The organism is Leeuwenhoekiella sp. ZYFB001, assembly GCF_011784865.1.
Lineage (GTDB): Bacteria > Bacteroidota > Bacteroidia > Flavobacteriales > Flavobacteriaceae > Leeuwenhoekiella > Leeuwenhoekiella palythoae.
In genome coordinates this window covers 912,156-928,355 of the sequence record NZ_CP050460.1, presented here as the reverse complement: position 1 = coordinate 928,355, position 16,200 = coordinate 912,156, and the positions used below count along the sequence as shown (strand labels likewise).

Genomic DNA, 16,200 nt, shown 5'->3' with positions numbered 1-16,200 from the left:
GACGTTAAGCGGTTCTGATGATCTTTGCTCCAATCGCTCTCAGACGTTCATCAATATTCTCATAACCGCGATCTATTTGCTCAATGTTATGAATAGTAGAAGTGCCTTTGGCGCTCAATGCCGCAATCAACAAAGAAATCCCCGCCCGAATATCTGGCGAACTCATCGTGGTAGCTTTTAAAGTTGATTTAAAGTCGTGCCCAATAACCGTAGCGCGATGCGGATCACAAAGAATGATCTTCGCACCCATATCAATTAATTTATCTACGAAAAACAGACGGCTTTCAAACATTTTTTGATGAATCAATACTTCACCCTTGGCTTGCGTTGCCACTACCAAAACAATACTCAATAAGTCTGGAGTGAATCCCGGCCAGGGCGCATCGCTGATGGTCATAAACGACCCGTCAATAAAAGTTTCAATTTCATAGCCTTCAGTATGCGCAGGAATAAAAATATCGTCACCTCGTTTTTCAACGGTGATCCCCAGCTTTCTAAAGGTCGCAGGAATAAGTCCTAAATCATTCCAGCTTACATTTTTAATAGTGATTTCACTTTTAGTCATTGCTGCCAGCCCGATCCAAGAACCGATCTCGATCATATCAGGCAAAATGCTATGCTCACAGCCATTAAGTGCTTTTACACCTTCGATCTTAAGCATATTTGAACCAATACCACTAATCTTTGCGCCCATTTTGTTGAGCATTTTACACAGCTGTTGTAAATAAGGTTCACAAGCCGCGTTATAAATTGTGGTCTCTCCTTCGGCCATTACCGCAGCCATAACAATATTTGCTGTACCGGTTACCGAAGCTTCATCCAAGAGCATAAACGTTCCGCGTAAACCTTCAGGAGCTTCTACGCCGTAAAAGCGCTCTTCTTTATTATATCGAAATTTTGCGCCCAGTTTGATCATTCCCTCAAAATGGGTATCCAGACGTCTACGTCCAATTTTATCACCACCCGGACGCGGAATATATCCTTTACCGAAGCGTGCTAGTAAAGGCCCAACGATCATTATAGAACCACGCAGACCACCACCTTCTTTTTTAAACTGTTCACTTTCTAAATACTCTAAGTGCAGTGCATCACTTTTAAAAGAGTATTTGCCTTTACCTAGTTTTTGAATTTTTACTCCCAGATTGCTCAAAATAGTGATGAGCTTATTGACATCTACAATATCAGGGATGTTGTCAATGACTACTTTTTCCGGAGTTAATAAAACCGCGCAAAGTATTTGTAAGGCTTCATTTTTTGCACCTTGAGGCTGGATGGATCCTTTGAGCTGATGCCCTCCTTCTATCTGAAATGTTCCCATTAAAATGTGTTGCTAAAAATTAGTAACGCTTTTTACCGCGTCCAGATTTTTTTCGGTATGACTTACCTGATTTTTTGTTGCGCATAAGTTTTTGCGCTTCTTTGAGATCTTCGTCTTTTTTGGCAAGATTGATCTGCCCGTCACTTAATTCAAACAAATGCTTAAAGATCACTTCGTCATCTACGGTATCCTTATTCCAGTTCAGGAAGCATTTTTTCATGTGGTTTGCGATAGTAAACTCTAATGCCTCTCGCTTTTGACCTTTTTCCCATTGCACCGCCACATCTATCATACGTTTAATATTGTTTCCGTAGAAACGGTATTTAGGATGATTTTGCGGGTAGTCTAAAGGATCTGGATGCTCTTCTAATTTTTCTTTAGAAGGCTTATCATAAGGAGAAACCACATCTAGTTTAAAATCACTCATGATAAACAATTGATCCCAAAGCTTATGCTGAAAATCAGGCACATCACGCAGGTGTGGTTGTAGATTACCCATCACCGCGATAATACTGCGCGCTATGATATTGCGCTTTTTTTCATCTTCTTCTTCAACGGCTTGATTAACCATCTTTTGTAAATGGCGCCCATACTCGGGAATAATAAGCTTCTCTCGCTCTGTATTATATTCTAATTGATCTATCAACTGTAAAAATTTAAGTGAAGTAGTTTCTTAAAAAGAAACGATAAGGCAAAGTACTAAAAATTGTAGAAAGGCCCACAGGCCAAAATTAAATTAATGTAATTTATAAGCTGATTTTATGCGATTACAGTGAAATAACACCTTCAACGCTTGCTACTTCTTTATATTTTGCAATAACTGCATCAGGATCCTGCATACGCACATTTATAGAAACACTTGTATAAGTACCTTTGCTTGATTCTTTTGTATTGATTACCGCTCCCATATTATCAAAGATCTCTTCAATTTGAGCAATCTTCTGGTTATCAGACGGGACGATAAATTTATAAAGGTAGGCTGATGGCCACTGTGTGGTTTCTTCAAGTCTGCCTTTTAATTTCTTGTAAAATTCTTCAGAGTTTTTATCTGTGCTCATAGCCTTCTTTTGAGGTGCAAAGATACCATTCTAAAGCTAATTTTTTAATCGGTTTGTATTTGAGTATTTTTACCGCCAATTACGAAAGACCTAAAGCATTTATCTTGACAGCAAAACGCATTGTTTTAATAGGAGGCCCCAGTACCGGAAAAACAACCTTACTCAACGCTCTAAAAGAAAAGGGATATCCTTGCCTTGATGAAGTGTCGCGCGAGGTGATCAAAGCTGCACAGCAAGAAGGTATTGAGCAATTATTTCTTACAGAACCCTTGCTGTTTAGCGATAAACTGCTAGAACGTCGTATACAGCAATACTTGGATGCCGGTGCCCTTGATGCTGAATATGTTTTTATAGACCGCGGTATTCCTGATGTGTCTGCTTATATGGATTTTATTGGGCAGGAGTATCCTGACCGATTTACTAAAGCGAACTCAACGTATCGCTACGATAAGACATTCTTACTTCCGTTGTGGCGCGATATTCACGTAACTGACAAAGAGCGCTACGAAAGTTTTGAGGAAGCGGTAAAAATTCAAGACGAACTTTTAAAAACGTATCGTTCTTGTGGTTATACTCCTATTGAAGTGCCCAAAGTGCCGGTCGAAGATCGCCTGGATTTTATTTTAAAGCATATGACCCTATGATGACCACTCCTCAAGAAGCTTTACAAAAGTTCTGGGGCTATGCATCATTCCGGTCAAAACAGCTTGAGATCATTACAAGTGTCTTAAACGGCAAAGACACCTTTGCGTTGCTTCCTACCGGAGGCGGAAAATCACTTTGTTATCAAATTCCGGCAGTGATCAAAGAGGGAATTACCCTAGTGATCTCTCCCCTGCTCTCTTTAATGAAAGATCAAGTGGTTCAGCTTGAAAAAAGAGGAATTAAAGCCTTGCACATTCCCGGCGGAATCAAATATCAAGAGCTTGATGTTTTATTAGATAATTGCATTTATGGCAATTACAAACTGCTGTATCTATCTCCTGAGCGCTTGCAAAACGAACTCGTTTTAGCACGCCTCAAACAAATGAACATCAATTTGCTGGCAATTGATGAAGCTCATTGTATCTCACAATGGGGTCACGATTTTAGACCGGCTTACCGCAATATTCAAGCGTTTAGAGAACAGTTTCAAGAAATTCCGTGTATAGCGCTTACTGCTACCGCCACGGCTGCCGTACAGCAAGATATCATTACCCAGCTGGCGCTAAAAGAGGTAAGCACTTTTAAAGATTCATTTAAGCGGAATAATCTCGCATATAAAGTACTCTACGAAGAAAGCAAGCAACAGCGCATCGTTCAGCTTTTTAAGCAACATCCCGGAAGCGGAATTGTCTATGTACGTAGTAGAAAAAGTGCACACTATTTTGCCCAGTTTTTAAACGAATACGGGATTTCGGCACATTTTTACCACGGCGGGTTAGGCAATGGCGAGCGCCAAGAACGTTTTGCAGCTTGGTCTCAAAACAAAACCCAAGTAATGGTAGCAACCAGCGCTTTTGGGATGGGTATTGACAAAGCTGATGTGCAAACCGTAATACACGTAGAACTACCCGAAAGTCTCGAAAGCTATTTTCAAGAAGCCGGTAGAGCCGGAAGAAATGGTCAGCACGCAACCAGTGTGATTCTGTTTAATAATAGCGATAAAGACCGTTTAACCAATCAGTTTTTGAAGGTATTACCTTCGGTTTCTTTTGTTAAAAAGGTATACAAAAAGCTCAATAGCTATTTTCAAATTTCTTACGGAGAAGGTGAGCACGAAACCTTTCGATTTGATTTTACCGAATTCTGTAAAACCTATGATTTCAATACGCTGCTAACCTATAATGCGCTTCAGTTACTTGATCGCAACAGTGTGCTCTTATTGAGTCAGGAATTTTATCGAAGAGCTACGCTTCAATTTTCGGTTTCTGCCATTAATCTTACTTATTATCTTATTCGCAATCCGGGAATTGATTCCATCGTAAAAAGTTTGTTGCGCACCTATAGCGGAATTTATGATAATGCCATTACTATTGACCATGCATTGATCGCTAAAAAGGCGGGAGTTCCTTTGGTTAAAATTCATCAAACGCTTTTGCAATTACATAAAGATGATGTGGCTGTTTATGAGCACTCCCACGCTGATACTGCCGTAACTTTTTTACTGCAGCGTGAAGATGATCTTGTGATCAATCGCATTTCAAAAGCGATAACCGCGCAAAACACGCGTAAAGTAGATCAGGTAAAAAGTATGCTGCGCTATATTGAAACGCCGGTGTGTCGCAGTAAACAATTGCTAGCTTATTTTGAAGAACATCAACAAGAAGCCTGCGGAATCTGCGATATTTGCCAAAAGAAAATGAAATCAAAAGCTCCCCTGGCGCTCGAGGATCAAATTTTAAAACATTTGAATCAAGGCGCTTGCTCGTCTAAAACGCTCTTGGAAGTTTTAAAAATAGCGCGTGAAGAAGACCTATTAAACAGCTTAAAACTGCTATTAATGCAGAAGAAAATTAAAATAACCCCTTCAAATTTATACCAACGAATATGAGAGATTTACGCATAGTCTTTATGGGAACACCTGATTTTGCTGTTGCCGGTTTAAAGAATCTTGTCGAAAATAATTATACGGTAGTAGGCGTCATCACGGCTCCGGACAGACCTGCAGGACGCGGACAAAAAATTCAACAGAGTGCAGTAAAAAAGTATGCCTTATCTCAAGACCTTAAGGTTTTACAACCTACCAACTTAAAGTCTGAAGCTTTTTTAGAAGAATTAAAAAGTCTGAATGCTAACCTACACATCGTAGTCGCATTTAGAATGCTTCCTAAAGTGGTTTGGCAAATGCCGGAATACGGAACCTTTAATTTGCACGCTTCACTGCTGCCTGATTATCGCGGAGCTGCACCTATTAACTGGGCAATTATAAAAGGGGAAGAAGAAACCGGAGTGACTACCTTTTTTATAGATGAAAAGATAGATACCGGCGCTATCATTCTTCAAGAAAAAGTAGCTATTTCTGAAGCAGAAAATGCGGGAGAATTGCACGACAGGCTTATGCATTTAGGTAGCGAGGTTATTCTTAAAACTGTAAAACTAATAGCGGAAGGTCCGGTTGAAACGGTCGCTCAGCCTAAACAAAAACAATTGCATACGGCTTATAAACTCAATCGAGAAAACACGCGTATCAACTGGGATCAACCTGCAAAACAAGTATACAATCATATAAGAGGATTGAGTCCGTATCCTGTGGCCTGGACGCTTTTTACTAATGGAGATGCTCAAGAGCACCAATTAAAAGTCTATAAGGCGACACTGGCTTCAGTTGAAGAATCGAATGAATTAGGCAACCCTAGTGTCGGTAAAATAAAAGTAAATCACGACAAACTGTATGTTTCAGCCGAAGATGGGTGGGTTAGATTAGATGAAGTTCAACTCTCTGGCAAAAAGCGAATGCCGGTCAAAGATTTGCTAAATGGTTTTAGCATCCAAAGCGAAGCTAAAACGTTGTAATACTAGACCTACGGGGAATTTGCCTTAATTGTGTTAAAAATGCTTGCCGTTATCAACAAAACGTTAAAGTTATCAACATAAACCGTGATTTCCTGCGCTATTGCTTGCGTGAACGAAATATCCGTCTAAATTTGTTAGGACAATAAACAAAAGTTTAACCGACATTTAATTTTTTTAAAATTTTAAAATTATGAACAAATCAGATTTAATTGATGCAATGGCAGAAGATGCTGGAATCACAAAAGCAGCAGCTAAAAAAGCATTGGAATCATTTTTAGGAAATATCGAAAAATCATTGAAAGGTGGCGACCGCGTTTCTCTTGTAGGTTTTGGTTCTTGGTCTGTATCTAAGCGTGCAGCTCGCGAAGGAAGAAACCCACAAACTGGAAAAACAATCCAAATCGCTGCTAAAAATGTAGTGAAGTTTAAAGCTGGTTCAGATTTATCTGACGCTGTAAACTAATTCTTACAGTTTATATACTTTTAAAAGCCCCGAGTGATCGGGGCTTTTTTATTAAGTGTTATTTTTTTGTTAATTAAAAAAAATAGATTAGTTTAGAACAAAAGATGTTCATGACGACCAATAAGCCTCAAAAAGGAAAACTTTTGATAGCAGAACCGGCGATTATAGGCGATGTTTCGTTCAATAGATCTGTCGTACTTCTTGCCAATCATAATGAAGAAGGCTCTGTTGGTTTTATTCTTAATAAGCCTCTTACATTTACCCTTAACGAATTAATTCCGGAGATTAAAGGTGACGCTATGCAAATCTACAATGGCGGTCCCGTTGAACAAGACAACCTTTATTTCTTACACAAAGTGCCAGACCTCATCCCTGAGAGTATTGAGATTTCTAACGGAATTTATTGGGGCGGTGATTTTGATACCGTCGTAGATCTAATCGCTTCCAATAAAATATCAACCGATGAAATTCGGTTTTTTTTAGGTTATTCAGGATGGGATTGCAATCAGCTGGATAGCGAATTGGATGCAAACGCCTGGATCGTCACTGATAATACCTATGATAAAGAAATCATCAACAAATGCTTTCCTGAATTATGGAAGGAAAAAATGTTAGAGCTTGGCGGTGAATACCTATTATGGTCTAACGCTCCTGAAAATCCTAGTAATAACTAGTTGCTTTCTTAACCTAAGCGCGCTTTTGCATTCAATTTACCTAATAGATTTTTAGCTACTGTATTAGTGTATGTTTTCTTACGATACTTGCTAATTGGCTGAATCCCTACGATAGCATTTGTAATAAATAACTCATCTGCCTTTTGGAGCTCAAAAGGAGATATCGCTGCTTCCTCTATTGTAAACTCGTCTAATTTAGCAATGATCTCAATCAATTGCTTACGTATAATTCCGCGAAGACATCCCTCATCAAGAGGCGGCGTTTTAATCGTAGATCCTTTTACAAGAAATAGATTTCCATTTAACGCTTCAACTACCGACTTGTTCGTGTTGAGCAATAAGCAATTGGCATAATCATTCTCCTTGGCAAAAATGCTTCCGGTGACGTGAATGATTTTATTTGCTGTCTTTAATGTAGAAAGAAGATCTGCATTGACGTAATGATCTTTATATAGTTCTACCTCGTAATAGTCTTCCGTTAAGGTGAAAAAGGGATCCTTTAGCTCTTTAGCAAAAATATAGAAAGAAACGTTGTTATCTTCGGGTAAATACTTTCCGCCCTCATTGCGGGTTACCGTGAGTCTGAGACTTGCTGCTTTATCCTTAAGATTTTCGGCCTCCACTACTTTTAGAAGTTCGTCCTGTAAATCTTCAAGCGTAAAACCCATTGGGATTTCCATACGCAGGATACGCATAGAAGCCATAAGTCTAAAGTAATGATCTTCCCAAAAAAATAATTTTCCACCAGAATACCGAATGGTTTCAAAAACTGCATCTCCGTAAAGCATTCCCCTATTGTGTGCAGAAAATTGCGGCGTTTCGGTAAGTGTTCCGTTAAAATTGATCATAAAAAAAGTCCCTTTTTTCAAAGGGACAAATATATAATTTAAGAATAGGTTATTTAGTTTGAACCTATGATATGTTTTAATTCTGAAATCTGATTTTCCCAAAACATTTTCCCCTCGTCGATCTCATCTTCCTCGGCAAAATCTGTGACGATCAAAGACACATCTTTTGTGATCTCATCCACTACAATACGCAGTTCAAAAAAGTAAAGATTCTCATCTTCTACGTCATCCATCCATCTGAATTTGATGCGCTCATCACTCTTTTTTCCTAATAACTTTGCTTTTTCTTCACTTCCATTCCAGATGAAGGTGTAATACTCGCCCCGTGAATTCACGTTATCGGCAAACCACTCAGACATTCCTGATGGTGAAGACATATATTGATATAATAACGACGGTGAGGCCTGTATAGGGAACTCTATTTCAAATTTTACTTTTTCTTCCATTGATTCTTTACTAGGTTGGGCTGCCAATATAAATATTAATTACAGAGTAAAAAAGATTAGCACTAATTTTTTATTTTAATATTAAGATGCTTGCCAACTTGATAAATGTTATTATATTTGCACCCGCTTAGGAAAAAAGCTTCGGCTTTCTTTTTAAGATCAAAATTTGGCGAGGTAGCTCAGTTGGTTAGAGCGTCGGATTCATAACCCGGAGGTCGGGGGATCGTGCCCCCCTCTCGCTACTTAAGTTGGAACCAGCGGGAATGCAGCATTCAAAGCATTCCTAATGGCTCCAAATCTTCAAAAAATACTTTCCGAATACCGAATCGAATACTACAAAGAAAACGATTTGAATATGTCAAAATTTAGGAACATATCGATTTATCCTAAAGTAATTGACAAAAGAAAACTTCAAAAATTTACTGAAAAGGAGAAAGAAGAGCTAACTCGAAAGGGTTTTCGATGGTATGTATATTATTCTTTTCAAGAGCCTGGAACCAATAAATACGTTAGACAGCGCCCCATTTACCTAAATGTCAATCGGGATTTTCCTGATTTCGATGATCGTTATCGTGAAATTCATATAATGAAACAGGGAATCACTGACGCTCTACAGCAAGGCTTTGACCCTTATGATGAATTAGCTGAGGGAGAAATTAGCCTCGTCAATGCTCTTAAGTACGCGCTTTCGGTCAAACAAAAAGAAGTAGGTGAACGTACATATTCTACTTACGAAGTTCACGTAAACAAGTTCATTGAGTGGATCCAGAATAATGGATACGCGAATACACCGATCAAGAAAGTTTCAAAGCGCCTGGTCAATCGATTTTTGATACATATTTCGGAAACCACCTCAAACCGTACCCGTAATAACTACAAAACTTCTCTAGGTGTGATTTTTGAAACTCTTATTCAAAATGAGTACCTGGAAAGAAACATTGCTCACGATATTCCGCAATTAAAGACTACCGAAAAACGGGACCAGACTTACTCAGACGCGCAAGTCGAAAACATAATCGAATACTTGAAAGATGACAAAGTGATGCTTATGTTCATTTACTTTGTTTCTTACCTTTTCTGGAGGCCAAAAGAAAACTGCAGACTCCAAGTCAAAGATATCAACCTTGAACAGCGTTTGATTACTGAGCAGACTAAAACCAAAGGCAGTAAAACCAAAATAATCCCTGAGATCATTTTTAACGAACTCAAAGATTATCTGGTAGGATCAAGTCCTGAAGATTTAGTTTTCACCCCGGATGGTCCGGGTAAATGGGATCGGGATCTGGATGGCCGCCGTTCCTACTTCACTCTAAAATACAGAAGACTTAAAAAGAAGATGGGAATAGAATCTGGGTACACCATTTATTCTTTTCGTCACACCTTTATAAGTCGCGTATATCGAAATTTGAGAAAAGAGCATGACAAGGATAAAACTTTGGATCTACTCTCAAGCATTACAGGCCACGAAAGTAAAGCGTTATTAGACTATATACACGTAATTGATGCAGACCTACCCGAAGACTATTCTAAGTATTTGAATTAAGATGCTCCCTAAAATCTCTGTTTAACTCATAGGTTAAGAAGTAATAGAAGAATGTAGCTTTCATTGGTTTAGATAAAGCCACATTGTTGTCATCTTGAGCACTTTTACCTGGCACCTTATTAAATATTCTACTAAGGTAAGACTTACTTAAGGCTAACTGTTTAATCAAATCATTTCGCTTGATTCCAAATTCTTGCATTCTGTTTTCGATCCAGTTGATGTCTATAGAATCTACGTCTAAAGAAAAAACTACAGGTACAATTTTGGCGCCCGGGAATATTGCACGAGCCCGTTCTACTAATTCCTTTTGATTTAAGATTAAGCCATTGAGAAGTTTGGTTTGGCTGATCTTTACTCGATCATCATCTAATACCTCAATCTCGATTCCCATTCGCTTGTAATTCGCTATGGATTGTTTTTGATTATTTTCCATTTGATTATAAATTAAAAGCAAGGGCGGGGAGATTATCTCCCCTATTTAATTTTAATTTCTATTAAGTTAGTTAGATCAAATATTGCAAGCTGTTTATTTTGCTTTGCAAACTCAATCGCTAGTTGTAATTCTGAATTTTTAAAGACTCTTATTGAATCAAAGTAGTACATTTTGTTGTCTTCATTTAGCCAACCCCCTACTATTTTGTTATGCTTAAGAGCGTGATTAATAACTTGTTTTAAGGCTTCTTTGCCAAAGCTGTTTTGAGTGTCGTTGTAGGCAACTACAATTCCAAATTTCACAGCTTTTAGAGTTTCAATATTTAAAGTGAAACCTTCAGGATTGTTTTTTGAGTATTCCCAAACTCGGTCAATTAAGTTTTCCATTTTGATAACTTGTTTTGTTAATCCATATGTCAAAGAACCCTTGCTTATTACTGATGTAAAGATAAATTAAAAGTTTACATTATGAAAACTATTTTTAAATTATTTTACTTTAAATTGTGAAATATAAAAATCTCAGATGAATAGAATAATTCTAGTTGGTAACGGATTTGATTTAGCTCATAAATTAAAAACTAGTTATAATGATTTTATAAATCATTATTGGCAAAATATATTTGATAATTTAAGGAATAGTTTAGGAGGTTATATAGATCTTGATGGATTAACTGTTGAAGCATTTTGGGATAATGGATTGCCTGAGGAAAGTAGTTACATAAACTTCTTTAAATATTGTGAGAATTATAAGGTTGAATATACATTCACTAATGAACTGATAGAAGTTATATGTAAGAATCAGAGCATTCAAAACTGGGTAGACTTAGAGGATGAATATTATCGATTAGTTATAAAAAGTATTAATGACCAAGAAATTAATATCACCAAACTAAATGATGACTTTGCAAATCTAAAAGGTTTATTTATAAAATACTTATTGCAATGTTCTCCTGATTTCTCAAATGAAAATTTAAATGAAGTTTTTGAGAAATATTACATAGATGATATTGCCAGACACATTTATAGTGACATAAATATTCAGGATTTTACTGAAGAAGCTGTTAATGAAATTGCAAAGAAGGAATCTGAAAAGTTATTTGATTTTATAATGAATGATGATCCGAAAAAGGACTTTTCTAAATATGACCAGTTCGTTGAAACCTTAAGCTATTATTTAAGAAATAATGCCAAAATACAAAAAGGTACAATTGAGGATTATTATGATGAAATTTTTCAAATTTTAATATCAAAAGACGCTCACAATCTATTCGATTTAAGTCCAGAAAGTATATTTGTACTTAATTTCAATTATACTAATGTTTCCTTATTATACAGCAACCATTTTACTGAAAGTCATCTAGATAATGATTGTAAATTTCAATGGCCAGAGATAAATCATATTCACGGTGCTCTTAATGATAATAAAAACCCTATAATATTTGGTTTCGGGGATGAACTCGATGACAACTACTCCAAAATTGAAAAGCTAAATGATAATAAATATCTAGAAAATATTAAGTCTATTAGGTATTCCGACACTGATAATTACAAAAAGCTTTTACAATATATAAATTCCGATCAATACCAAATATGTATTTTCGGTCACTCTTGTGGTATTTCTGACCGTACAATGCTTAATACTTTATTTGAGCACGAGAATTGTGTTTCTATAAAACCATATTACCATTTAAGAGAAGATGGTACAGACAATTACAGTGATATCGTTAGAAATATTTCGCGAAACTTTAATAATAAAGCCAGTATGCGTGATAAGGTTGTAAACAAGACTTATTGCGAACCATTAGTACGACCTGAAAAAAATGGCTGAATTCTGCAAAAAGTGTGGTGACAAACTTGGAATTAGAGGAGTAGATCCACCAGTTTTCTGCGAGCATTGTAAAATTTATTATCCAAGCTCTTGGGAACGGTTCTGTTCGTGGCTTAGCAAGATATTTCGTAAATAACTTATTTAGTATATAAATAGAATTATACTCTATATAGGTTATTTAGAATAAAGTCGATTGGTTAGAGCCATTAAGCTCTGGATCTATCGCGGGGACCGCTTTTAATATTTCAGGAGTATTGGTATCAATGCCTCGTTTGTAGATTGCATTGCTTACCGGATGATACTTCAATGCTTCATTAGTGAAACTCACATTGATTAATTCTTTAATCTGCTTTTCATTTAAACTAGGATCAATCCAATTTTCGGTAAACTGCTCCTCTAGTATTAATGGCATACGCTTTTTCGCGTTATGGATCTGGGCCATTATATCATTCGCTTCCATCGTCAAGATTGTAACGGTGTACAGCTCTTCATCGATCTTATTAAAAAGCCCGGCAAAGTAGAATAGCTTTTGCTCTGGTAGGGTGATATAATAGGGTTGTTTCTTTTCAGTTTTGGTACCAGGCTTCACATACGTATGTGGCTCGAAAAACCCATCAGCCAAAATCAAGCAACGGCCGGATTCAGCACTTTTCTTATACGTGTTACTTGTCCATATATCTTCGCTGCGAGCATTATAGGTGTGATAAGGAAACTCTGAAGGAGCACCCTGATGAAAATCCGGTATCAATTTCCAGTCAGCCGGCCAGATCCGTTTGGGATCATCCTGAGGAATTATATGCAATAACTTATCACCAAAAGCATTTATATGATAGTAAGGCTCGTAAACTTCCGGATAAACAAATTTGCGCTTTGAAGTTTTTACTATCTGTTCTTCTAACTTGGTTAAACTGGTTGCGTTGCACATAGAATTCTGATTTAAAAACTAATTTATTAATTTTATGTACTTTGGGCCGTACCCGCAAAGAACTTTATGATTTAGCTAACAACTTTTATCTGAATTCAACCATTCAATTGGTTGATAAGGATTTCACGTATTCATTGTATCGTATAGAATATCAGGATAAACTTTACGAGTTATGCATAGCTAATCGCAATAATAATTATAATGGCCCCGCTCCTACATTTTATCTTAGAAATCAAAGTGAAAATTTTGCTCGGAATCTTTGTTGGAAAAAATTAATTGAACCTACAATACAAAAATAGGATTGATTACATAATTTTGGATTTATTCCAAATTAAAGATTTCCTACAATGTGTTTAGAATTAATAAAGCCTGCAACGGAGTACTCTATTACGATCCCATTTATTGACAGTTTATCTTGTGGCTTTCCTTCCCCTGCCGATGACCACTTAGATGAAGGAATAGATTTAAACTCAGCCTATATTCGTAATAAGGATGCTACATTTTTTGGACGGGTTAAAGGGGATTCTATGGAAGGTGCTGGTCTTTCTGACGGTGATCTTCTAATAATTGACAAAAGTCTTGAGCCTAGAGACGGAAAAATAGCTGTTTGTTTTATAGATGGGGAATTCACTGTTAAACGAATTCGAATTGAAAAGGATATAATTTGGCTGGTTGCGGAAAATCGAAAATACCAGCCTATAAAGGTTACGAAAGATAACGAGTTTCTTATTTGGGGTGTGGTTACTAACGTAATTAAGGACTTGTAGAATGTTTGCTCTTATCGATTGTAATAATTTCTACGCCTCTTGTGAACGCGTATTTAATCCTTCACTAAATGGCAAACCTGTTGTGGTCTTATCTAATAATGATGGCTGTGTAATTGCCCGATCGAATGAGGCAAAGGCTCTAGGCATTCCTATGGGTGCTCCTGCGTTTCAAATCAAGCAGCTACTTAATAAACATAACATTCAAGTCTTTTCTTCAAACTATGCTCTTTACGGAGACATGAGCGCACGTGTAATGAACATACTCTCCAATTTCTCTCCAGAGCTTGAAGTATATTCTATTGATGAAATCTTTTTGAAGCTGGAGGGTTTTGAACTCTACGACCTGACAGATTATGGCTGTAAAATGATTGATCTGGTTAAACGCTCAACTGGCATTCCAATTAGTATAGGTATAGCTCCTACCAAGTCGTTAGCCAAAGTCGCTAATAAGATTGCGAAGAAATTTCCAGAACGAACTAAAGGAACTTATGTTCTAGATACTGCGGAAAAAATTCAAAAGGGTTTAAAGTGGACGGAAATAGGTGATGTCTGGGGAATTGGTAGGAGGTACGAAAAAAAACTACAAAGCATCCAAGTTATGAATGCTTGGCAATTCACACAGCTTCCAAACGATTATGTAAAAAAAGAAATGAGCATCGTAGGTCTAAGATTGAAACGGGATCTATCCGGAGAATCAACGCTTGATTTGGAAGAAGTTGCTAAAAAGAAAAATATTGCTGTTACCAGATCCTTTGAGAAAATGTACACTGACTTTGAAGATCTACGTGAACGGGTCGCTACATACGCAAGCAAGGTGAGTTATAAGCTTCGAAAACAAAATAGCTGCTGCAAATTGGCTTATCTATTTTTACATACTAACAGACACCGGGACGATCTCCCTCAATACAGCAACGGTATAAGTATTCAAATGCCGTATGAAACCAACTCATCTCTAGTTATTACTAAAGCAACAATGATCGGGTTGAAGCGAATTTTTAGGGAAGGTTATCATTATAAAAAAGCTGGCATAATTGTAATGGGATTAACCCCAGATACACAAAAACAATTAGCTTTATTTCATAATGAAGATCCCCGACATAAAATTTTGATGCAGACTATTGATCGGTTGAATAGAAATTGCTTCGACCAGGTGAAGTTTGGCGGGCAGGATCTGAATAAAGTCTGGAAAATGCAGCAAAATCATTTATCTAAACGCTATAGCACCCGACTTAATGAGATCATTGAGGTTAAATGTAAATGAATGATTATCTTAGTTCAGCAATTTGTATAAATAATCTAATGTAACTAACTTAGCCTGAGAGTGAGATCCCGCTTCAGCAGGCTATGGTAGATTGGGTAATTTTCTATAACTGCTGAATCTCACTCTTTTCTTTTTGATAAAGCTCTTATTGCTTTCTTTTAGGTAAGTATTTATTCGGATCAATCAACCATCTCTTCTCTACAGAATCAAGATACATATTATTTTTTAGGAATAGGTAGCCAGATCTTACACTATCTATTTTTCTGCCTTTAAATTCGACACTTATTACTCTTTCCCCTATTTCTTGACTAAACTCCAAACCAATAATTTTCTTTAATAGATCTAATTTAAGTGAATCAGCTGTACGTTGATTACTTAGGGTGTAATATTTTGGTAGTAATTTATCTAGTTGAACTGCTTTTGGTTCAGTTTTCAATAATATTTTACTAATGGAATCTTTTTCTCTAACTATAGTCCAGTAGGATTTTGGGTTCCCTAAAGAATCTAATCTATATTCAACAACCTTGCTCTCCGTTGAATCTTCATTTATCCTTTTCTTAAATTCTAATAAATCTTCAATCAAAGAATCAAATTCAGTCTTAATTAGCTCCTTTTCTAACTTTTCTTTCTGAAAACTTACATCTTCAAGTTTAAAGGATAAAAACAATATGAATCCAATTGTTATAATTGAAAAAACCAGCAACAAAGTTGTAAAATAAAAGAATTTCGAATATTGTTTTTTTAGAATTTCAAATTCCTCAACAAGTTGTTGTTTTTTATCGTAATCTGGAGAATTATTAATGTGTTTTTCTACACTTTTAAATAAGTCACCAACTGATTTATTTTTCATTTTTTGGCTCATCCTTGGTGACTTTTATTTTTAGACTTTGTATTAATAGATCCTGTTTTTGAACCTGAAATTCTAATTGCATAATTTCAGAATTACATTCTTTTTTTAAATCTTGGATCTCAATATCTTTTACAACTTTTACTGCATATCCACCGGCTCCAAATATTATTGTAGCAATTATAGATACAGTAGTAACCATACCACTGTTAGATGACAACCAATTGCCAAACTTATCTTTCGCAGTAATATTCTTTTTCCCCATTTTAACTAATGAGGTGTAAATATATATAAT

19 protein-coding genes and 1 tRNA gene are annotated in these 16,200 nt (G+C 36.4%); 10 read left to right on the top strand and 10 right to left on the bottom strand.

From position 1 onward, the window contains the following. Positions 1-4 precede the first annotated feature (4 nt). The 3 genes from murA to HCN54_RS04065 form a co-directional block, all read right to left on the bottom strand. Entirely contained in the window at positions 5-1,318 is a 1,314-nt protein-coding gene (murA, locus tag HCN54_RS04075; RefSeq protein WP_072984848.1) for a UDP-N-acetylglucosamine 1-carboxyvinyltransferase, read from the bottom strand. Positions 1,319-1,337: 19 nt separating this feature from the next. Then, positions 1,338-1,964 (bottom strand): DUF4290 domain-containing protein, encoded by a 627-nt coding sequence (locus HCN54_RS04070; protein WP_072984846.1) that lies wholly within the window; start codon positions 1,962-1,964, stop codon positions 1,338-1,340. 121 nt (positions 1,965-2,085) lie between these two features. After that, the gene (locus HCN54_RS04065; protein ID WP_072984844.1) at positions 2,086-2,376 is read right to left on the bottom strand and encodes a DUF493 family protein; all 291 of its coding nucleotides are present in this window, start codon (positions 2,374-2,376) and stop codon (positions 2,086-2,088) included. A gap of 65 nt (positions 2,377-2,441) precedes the next feature. On the opposite strand from HCN54_RS04065, the gene HCN54_RS04060 reads away from it, so the two are divergent. The 5 genes from HCN54_RS04060 to HCN54_RS04040 all read left to right on the top strand — a co-directional run bounded on the left by HCN54_RS04060 (position 2,442) and on the right by HCN54_RS04040 (position 7,008). Beyond that, complete coding sequence (locus HCN54_RS04060) at positions 2,442-3,020, top strand: AAA family ATPase (RefSeq protein ID WP_410503582.1); 579 nt, start codon at positions 2,442-2,444, stop codon at positions 3,018-3,020. Next, entirely contained in the window at positions 3,017-4,909 is a 1,893-nt protein-coding gene (locus tag HCN54_RS04055) for an ATP-dependent DNA helicase RecQ (RefSeq protein WP_167596653.1), read from the top strand. Before HCN54_RS04060 ends, HCN54_RS04055 begins: the two co-directional genes overlap by 4 nt. Next, entirely contained in the window at positions 4,906-5,871 is a 966-nt protein-coding gene (gene fmt, locus HCN54_RS04050; protein ID WP_167596652.1) for a methionyl-tRNA formyltransferase, read from the top strand. The genes HCN54_RS04055 and fmt overlap by 4 nt, the downstream gene beginning before the upstream one ends. A gap of 190 nt (positions 5,872-6,061) precedes the next feature. Beyond that, the gene (locus HCN54_RS04045) at positions 6,062-6,334 is read left to right on the top strand and encodes an HU family DNA-binding protein (RefSeq protein ID WP_009779660.1); all 273 of its coding nucleotides are present in this window, start codon (positions 6,062-6,064) and stop codon (positions 6,332-6,334) included. Positions 6,335-6,444: 110 nt separating this feature from the next. Continuing rightward, on the top strand, positions 6,445-7,008 hold the full coding sequence (locus HCN54_RS04040) for a YqgE/AlgH family protein (RefSeq protein ID WP_167596651.1): 564 nt from the start codon (positions 6,445-6,447) through the stop codon (positions 7,006-7,008). A gap of 8 nt (positions 7,009-7,016) precedes the next feature. On the opposite strand, the gene HCN54_RS04035 is transcribed toward HCN54_RS04040, so the two are convergent. Further along, positions 7,017-7,856, bottom strand: a complete 840-nt coding sequence (locus tag HCN54_RS04035; protein ID WP_167596650.1) for an aminotransferase class IV — start codon at positions 7,854-7,856, stop codon at positions 7,017-7,019. 53 nt (positions 7,857-7,909) lie between these two features. Next, positions 7,910-8,302, bottom strand: coding sequence for an START-like domain-containing protein (locus tag HCN54_RS04030; protein ID WP_072984836.1), 393 nt, complete (start codon positions 8,300-8,302; stop codon positions 7,910-7,912). A gap of 168 nt (positions 8,303-8,470) precedes the next feature. Here HCN54_RS04030 and HCN54_RS04025 point away from each other — a divergent pair. Both HCN54_RS04025 and HCN54_RS04020 read left to right on the top strand, forming a co-directional pair. Further along, a tRNA-Met gene (locus HCN54_RS04025) sits at positions 8,471-8,544 on the top strand. Positions 8,545-8,657: 113 nt separating this feature from the next. After that, the gene (locus tag HCN54_RS04020) at positions 8,658-9,845 is read left to right on the top strand and encodes a tyrosine-type recombinase/integrase (RefSeq protein ID WP_167596649.1); all 1,188 of its coding nucleotides are present in this window, start codon (positions 8,658-8,660) and stop codon (positions 9,843-9,845) included. Here HCN54_RS04020 and HCN54_RS17470 read toward each other — a convergent pair. Together HCN54_RS17470 and HCN54_RS04010 are read right to left on the bottom strand one after the other, a co-directional pair. Next, a complete protein-coding gene (locus tag HCN54_RS17470; RefSeq protein ID WP_167596648.1) occupies positions 9,829-10,278 on the bottom strand; it encodes a hypothetical protein in 450 nt (149 codons plus the stop codon). The genes HCN54_RS04020 and HCN54_RS17470 overlap by 17 nt on opposite strands. Positions 10,279-10,319: 41 nt before the next feature. Then, entirely contained in the window at positions 10,320-10,664 is a 345-nt protein-coding gene (locus HCN54_RS04010; protein ID WP_167596647.1) for a hypothetical protein, read from the bottom strand. A 136-nt stretch (positions 10,665-10,800) separates the two neighbouring features. On the opposite strand from HCN54_RS04010, the gene HCN54_RS04005 reads away from it, so the two are divergent. Further along, positions 10,801-12,105 carry an AbiH family protein gene (locus HCN54_RS04005; protein WP_167596646.1) on the top strand — a complete coding sequence of 435 codons (1,305 nt, stop codon included), beginning with the start codon at positions 10,801-10,803 and terminating at the stop codon, positions 12,103-12,105. Positions 12,106-12,283: 178 nt separating this feature from the next. Here the strand turns inward: HCN54_RS04005 and HCN54_RS04000 are convergent, their stop codons facing one another. After that, positions 12,284-13,030, bottom strand: coding sequence for an SOS response-associated peptidase (locus HCN54_RS04000; RefSeq protein WP_167596645.1), 747 nt, complete (start codon positions 13,028-13,030; stop codon positions 12,284-12,286). A gap of 347 nt (positions 13,031-13,377) precedes the next feature. Between HCN54_RS04000 and HCN54_RS03995 the strand changes: the two genes are divergently transcribed. Both HCN54_RS03995 and HCN54_RS03990 read left to right on the top strand, forming a co-directional pair. Continuing rightward, entirely contained in the window at positions 13,378-13,797 is a 420-nt protein-coding gene (locus HCN54_RS03995) for a LexA family protein (protein WP_167596644.1), read from the top strand. A 1-nt stretch (position 13,798) separates the two neighbouring features. Further along, the gene (locus HCN54_RS03990; protein ID WP_167596643.1) at positions 13,799-15,058 is read left to right on the top strand and encodes a Y-family DNA polymerase; all 1,260 of its coding nucleotides are present in this window, start codon (positions 13,799-13,801) and stop codon (positions 15,056-15,058) included. 145 nt (positions 15,059-15,203) lie between these two features. Here the strand turns inward: HCN54_RS03990 and HCN54_RS03985 are convergent, their stop codons facing one another. Then, positions 15,204-15,908, bottom strand: a complete 705-nt coding sequence (locus HCN54_RS03985) for a hypothetical protein (RefSeq protein ID WP_167596642.1) — start codon at positions 15,906-15,908, stop codon at positions 15,204-15,206. After that, the gene (locus tag HCN54_RS03980) at positions 15,898-16,170 is read right to left on the bottom strand and encodes a hypothetical protein (protein ID WP_167596641.1); all 273 of its coding nucleotides are present in this window, start codon (positions 16,168-16,170) and stop codon (positions 15,898-15,900) included. The genes HCN54_RS03985 and HCN54_RS03980 overlap by 11 nt, the downstream gene beginning before the upstream one ends. Positions 16,171-16,200 lie beyond the last annotated feature (30 nt).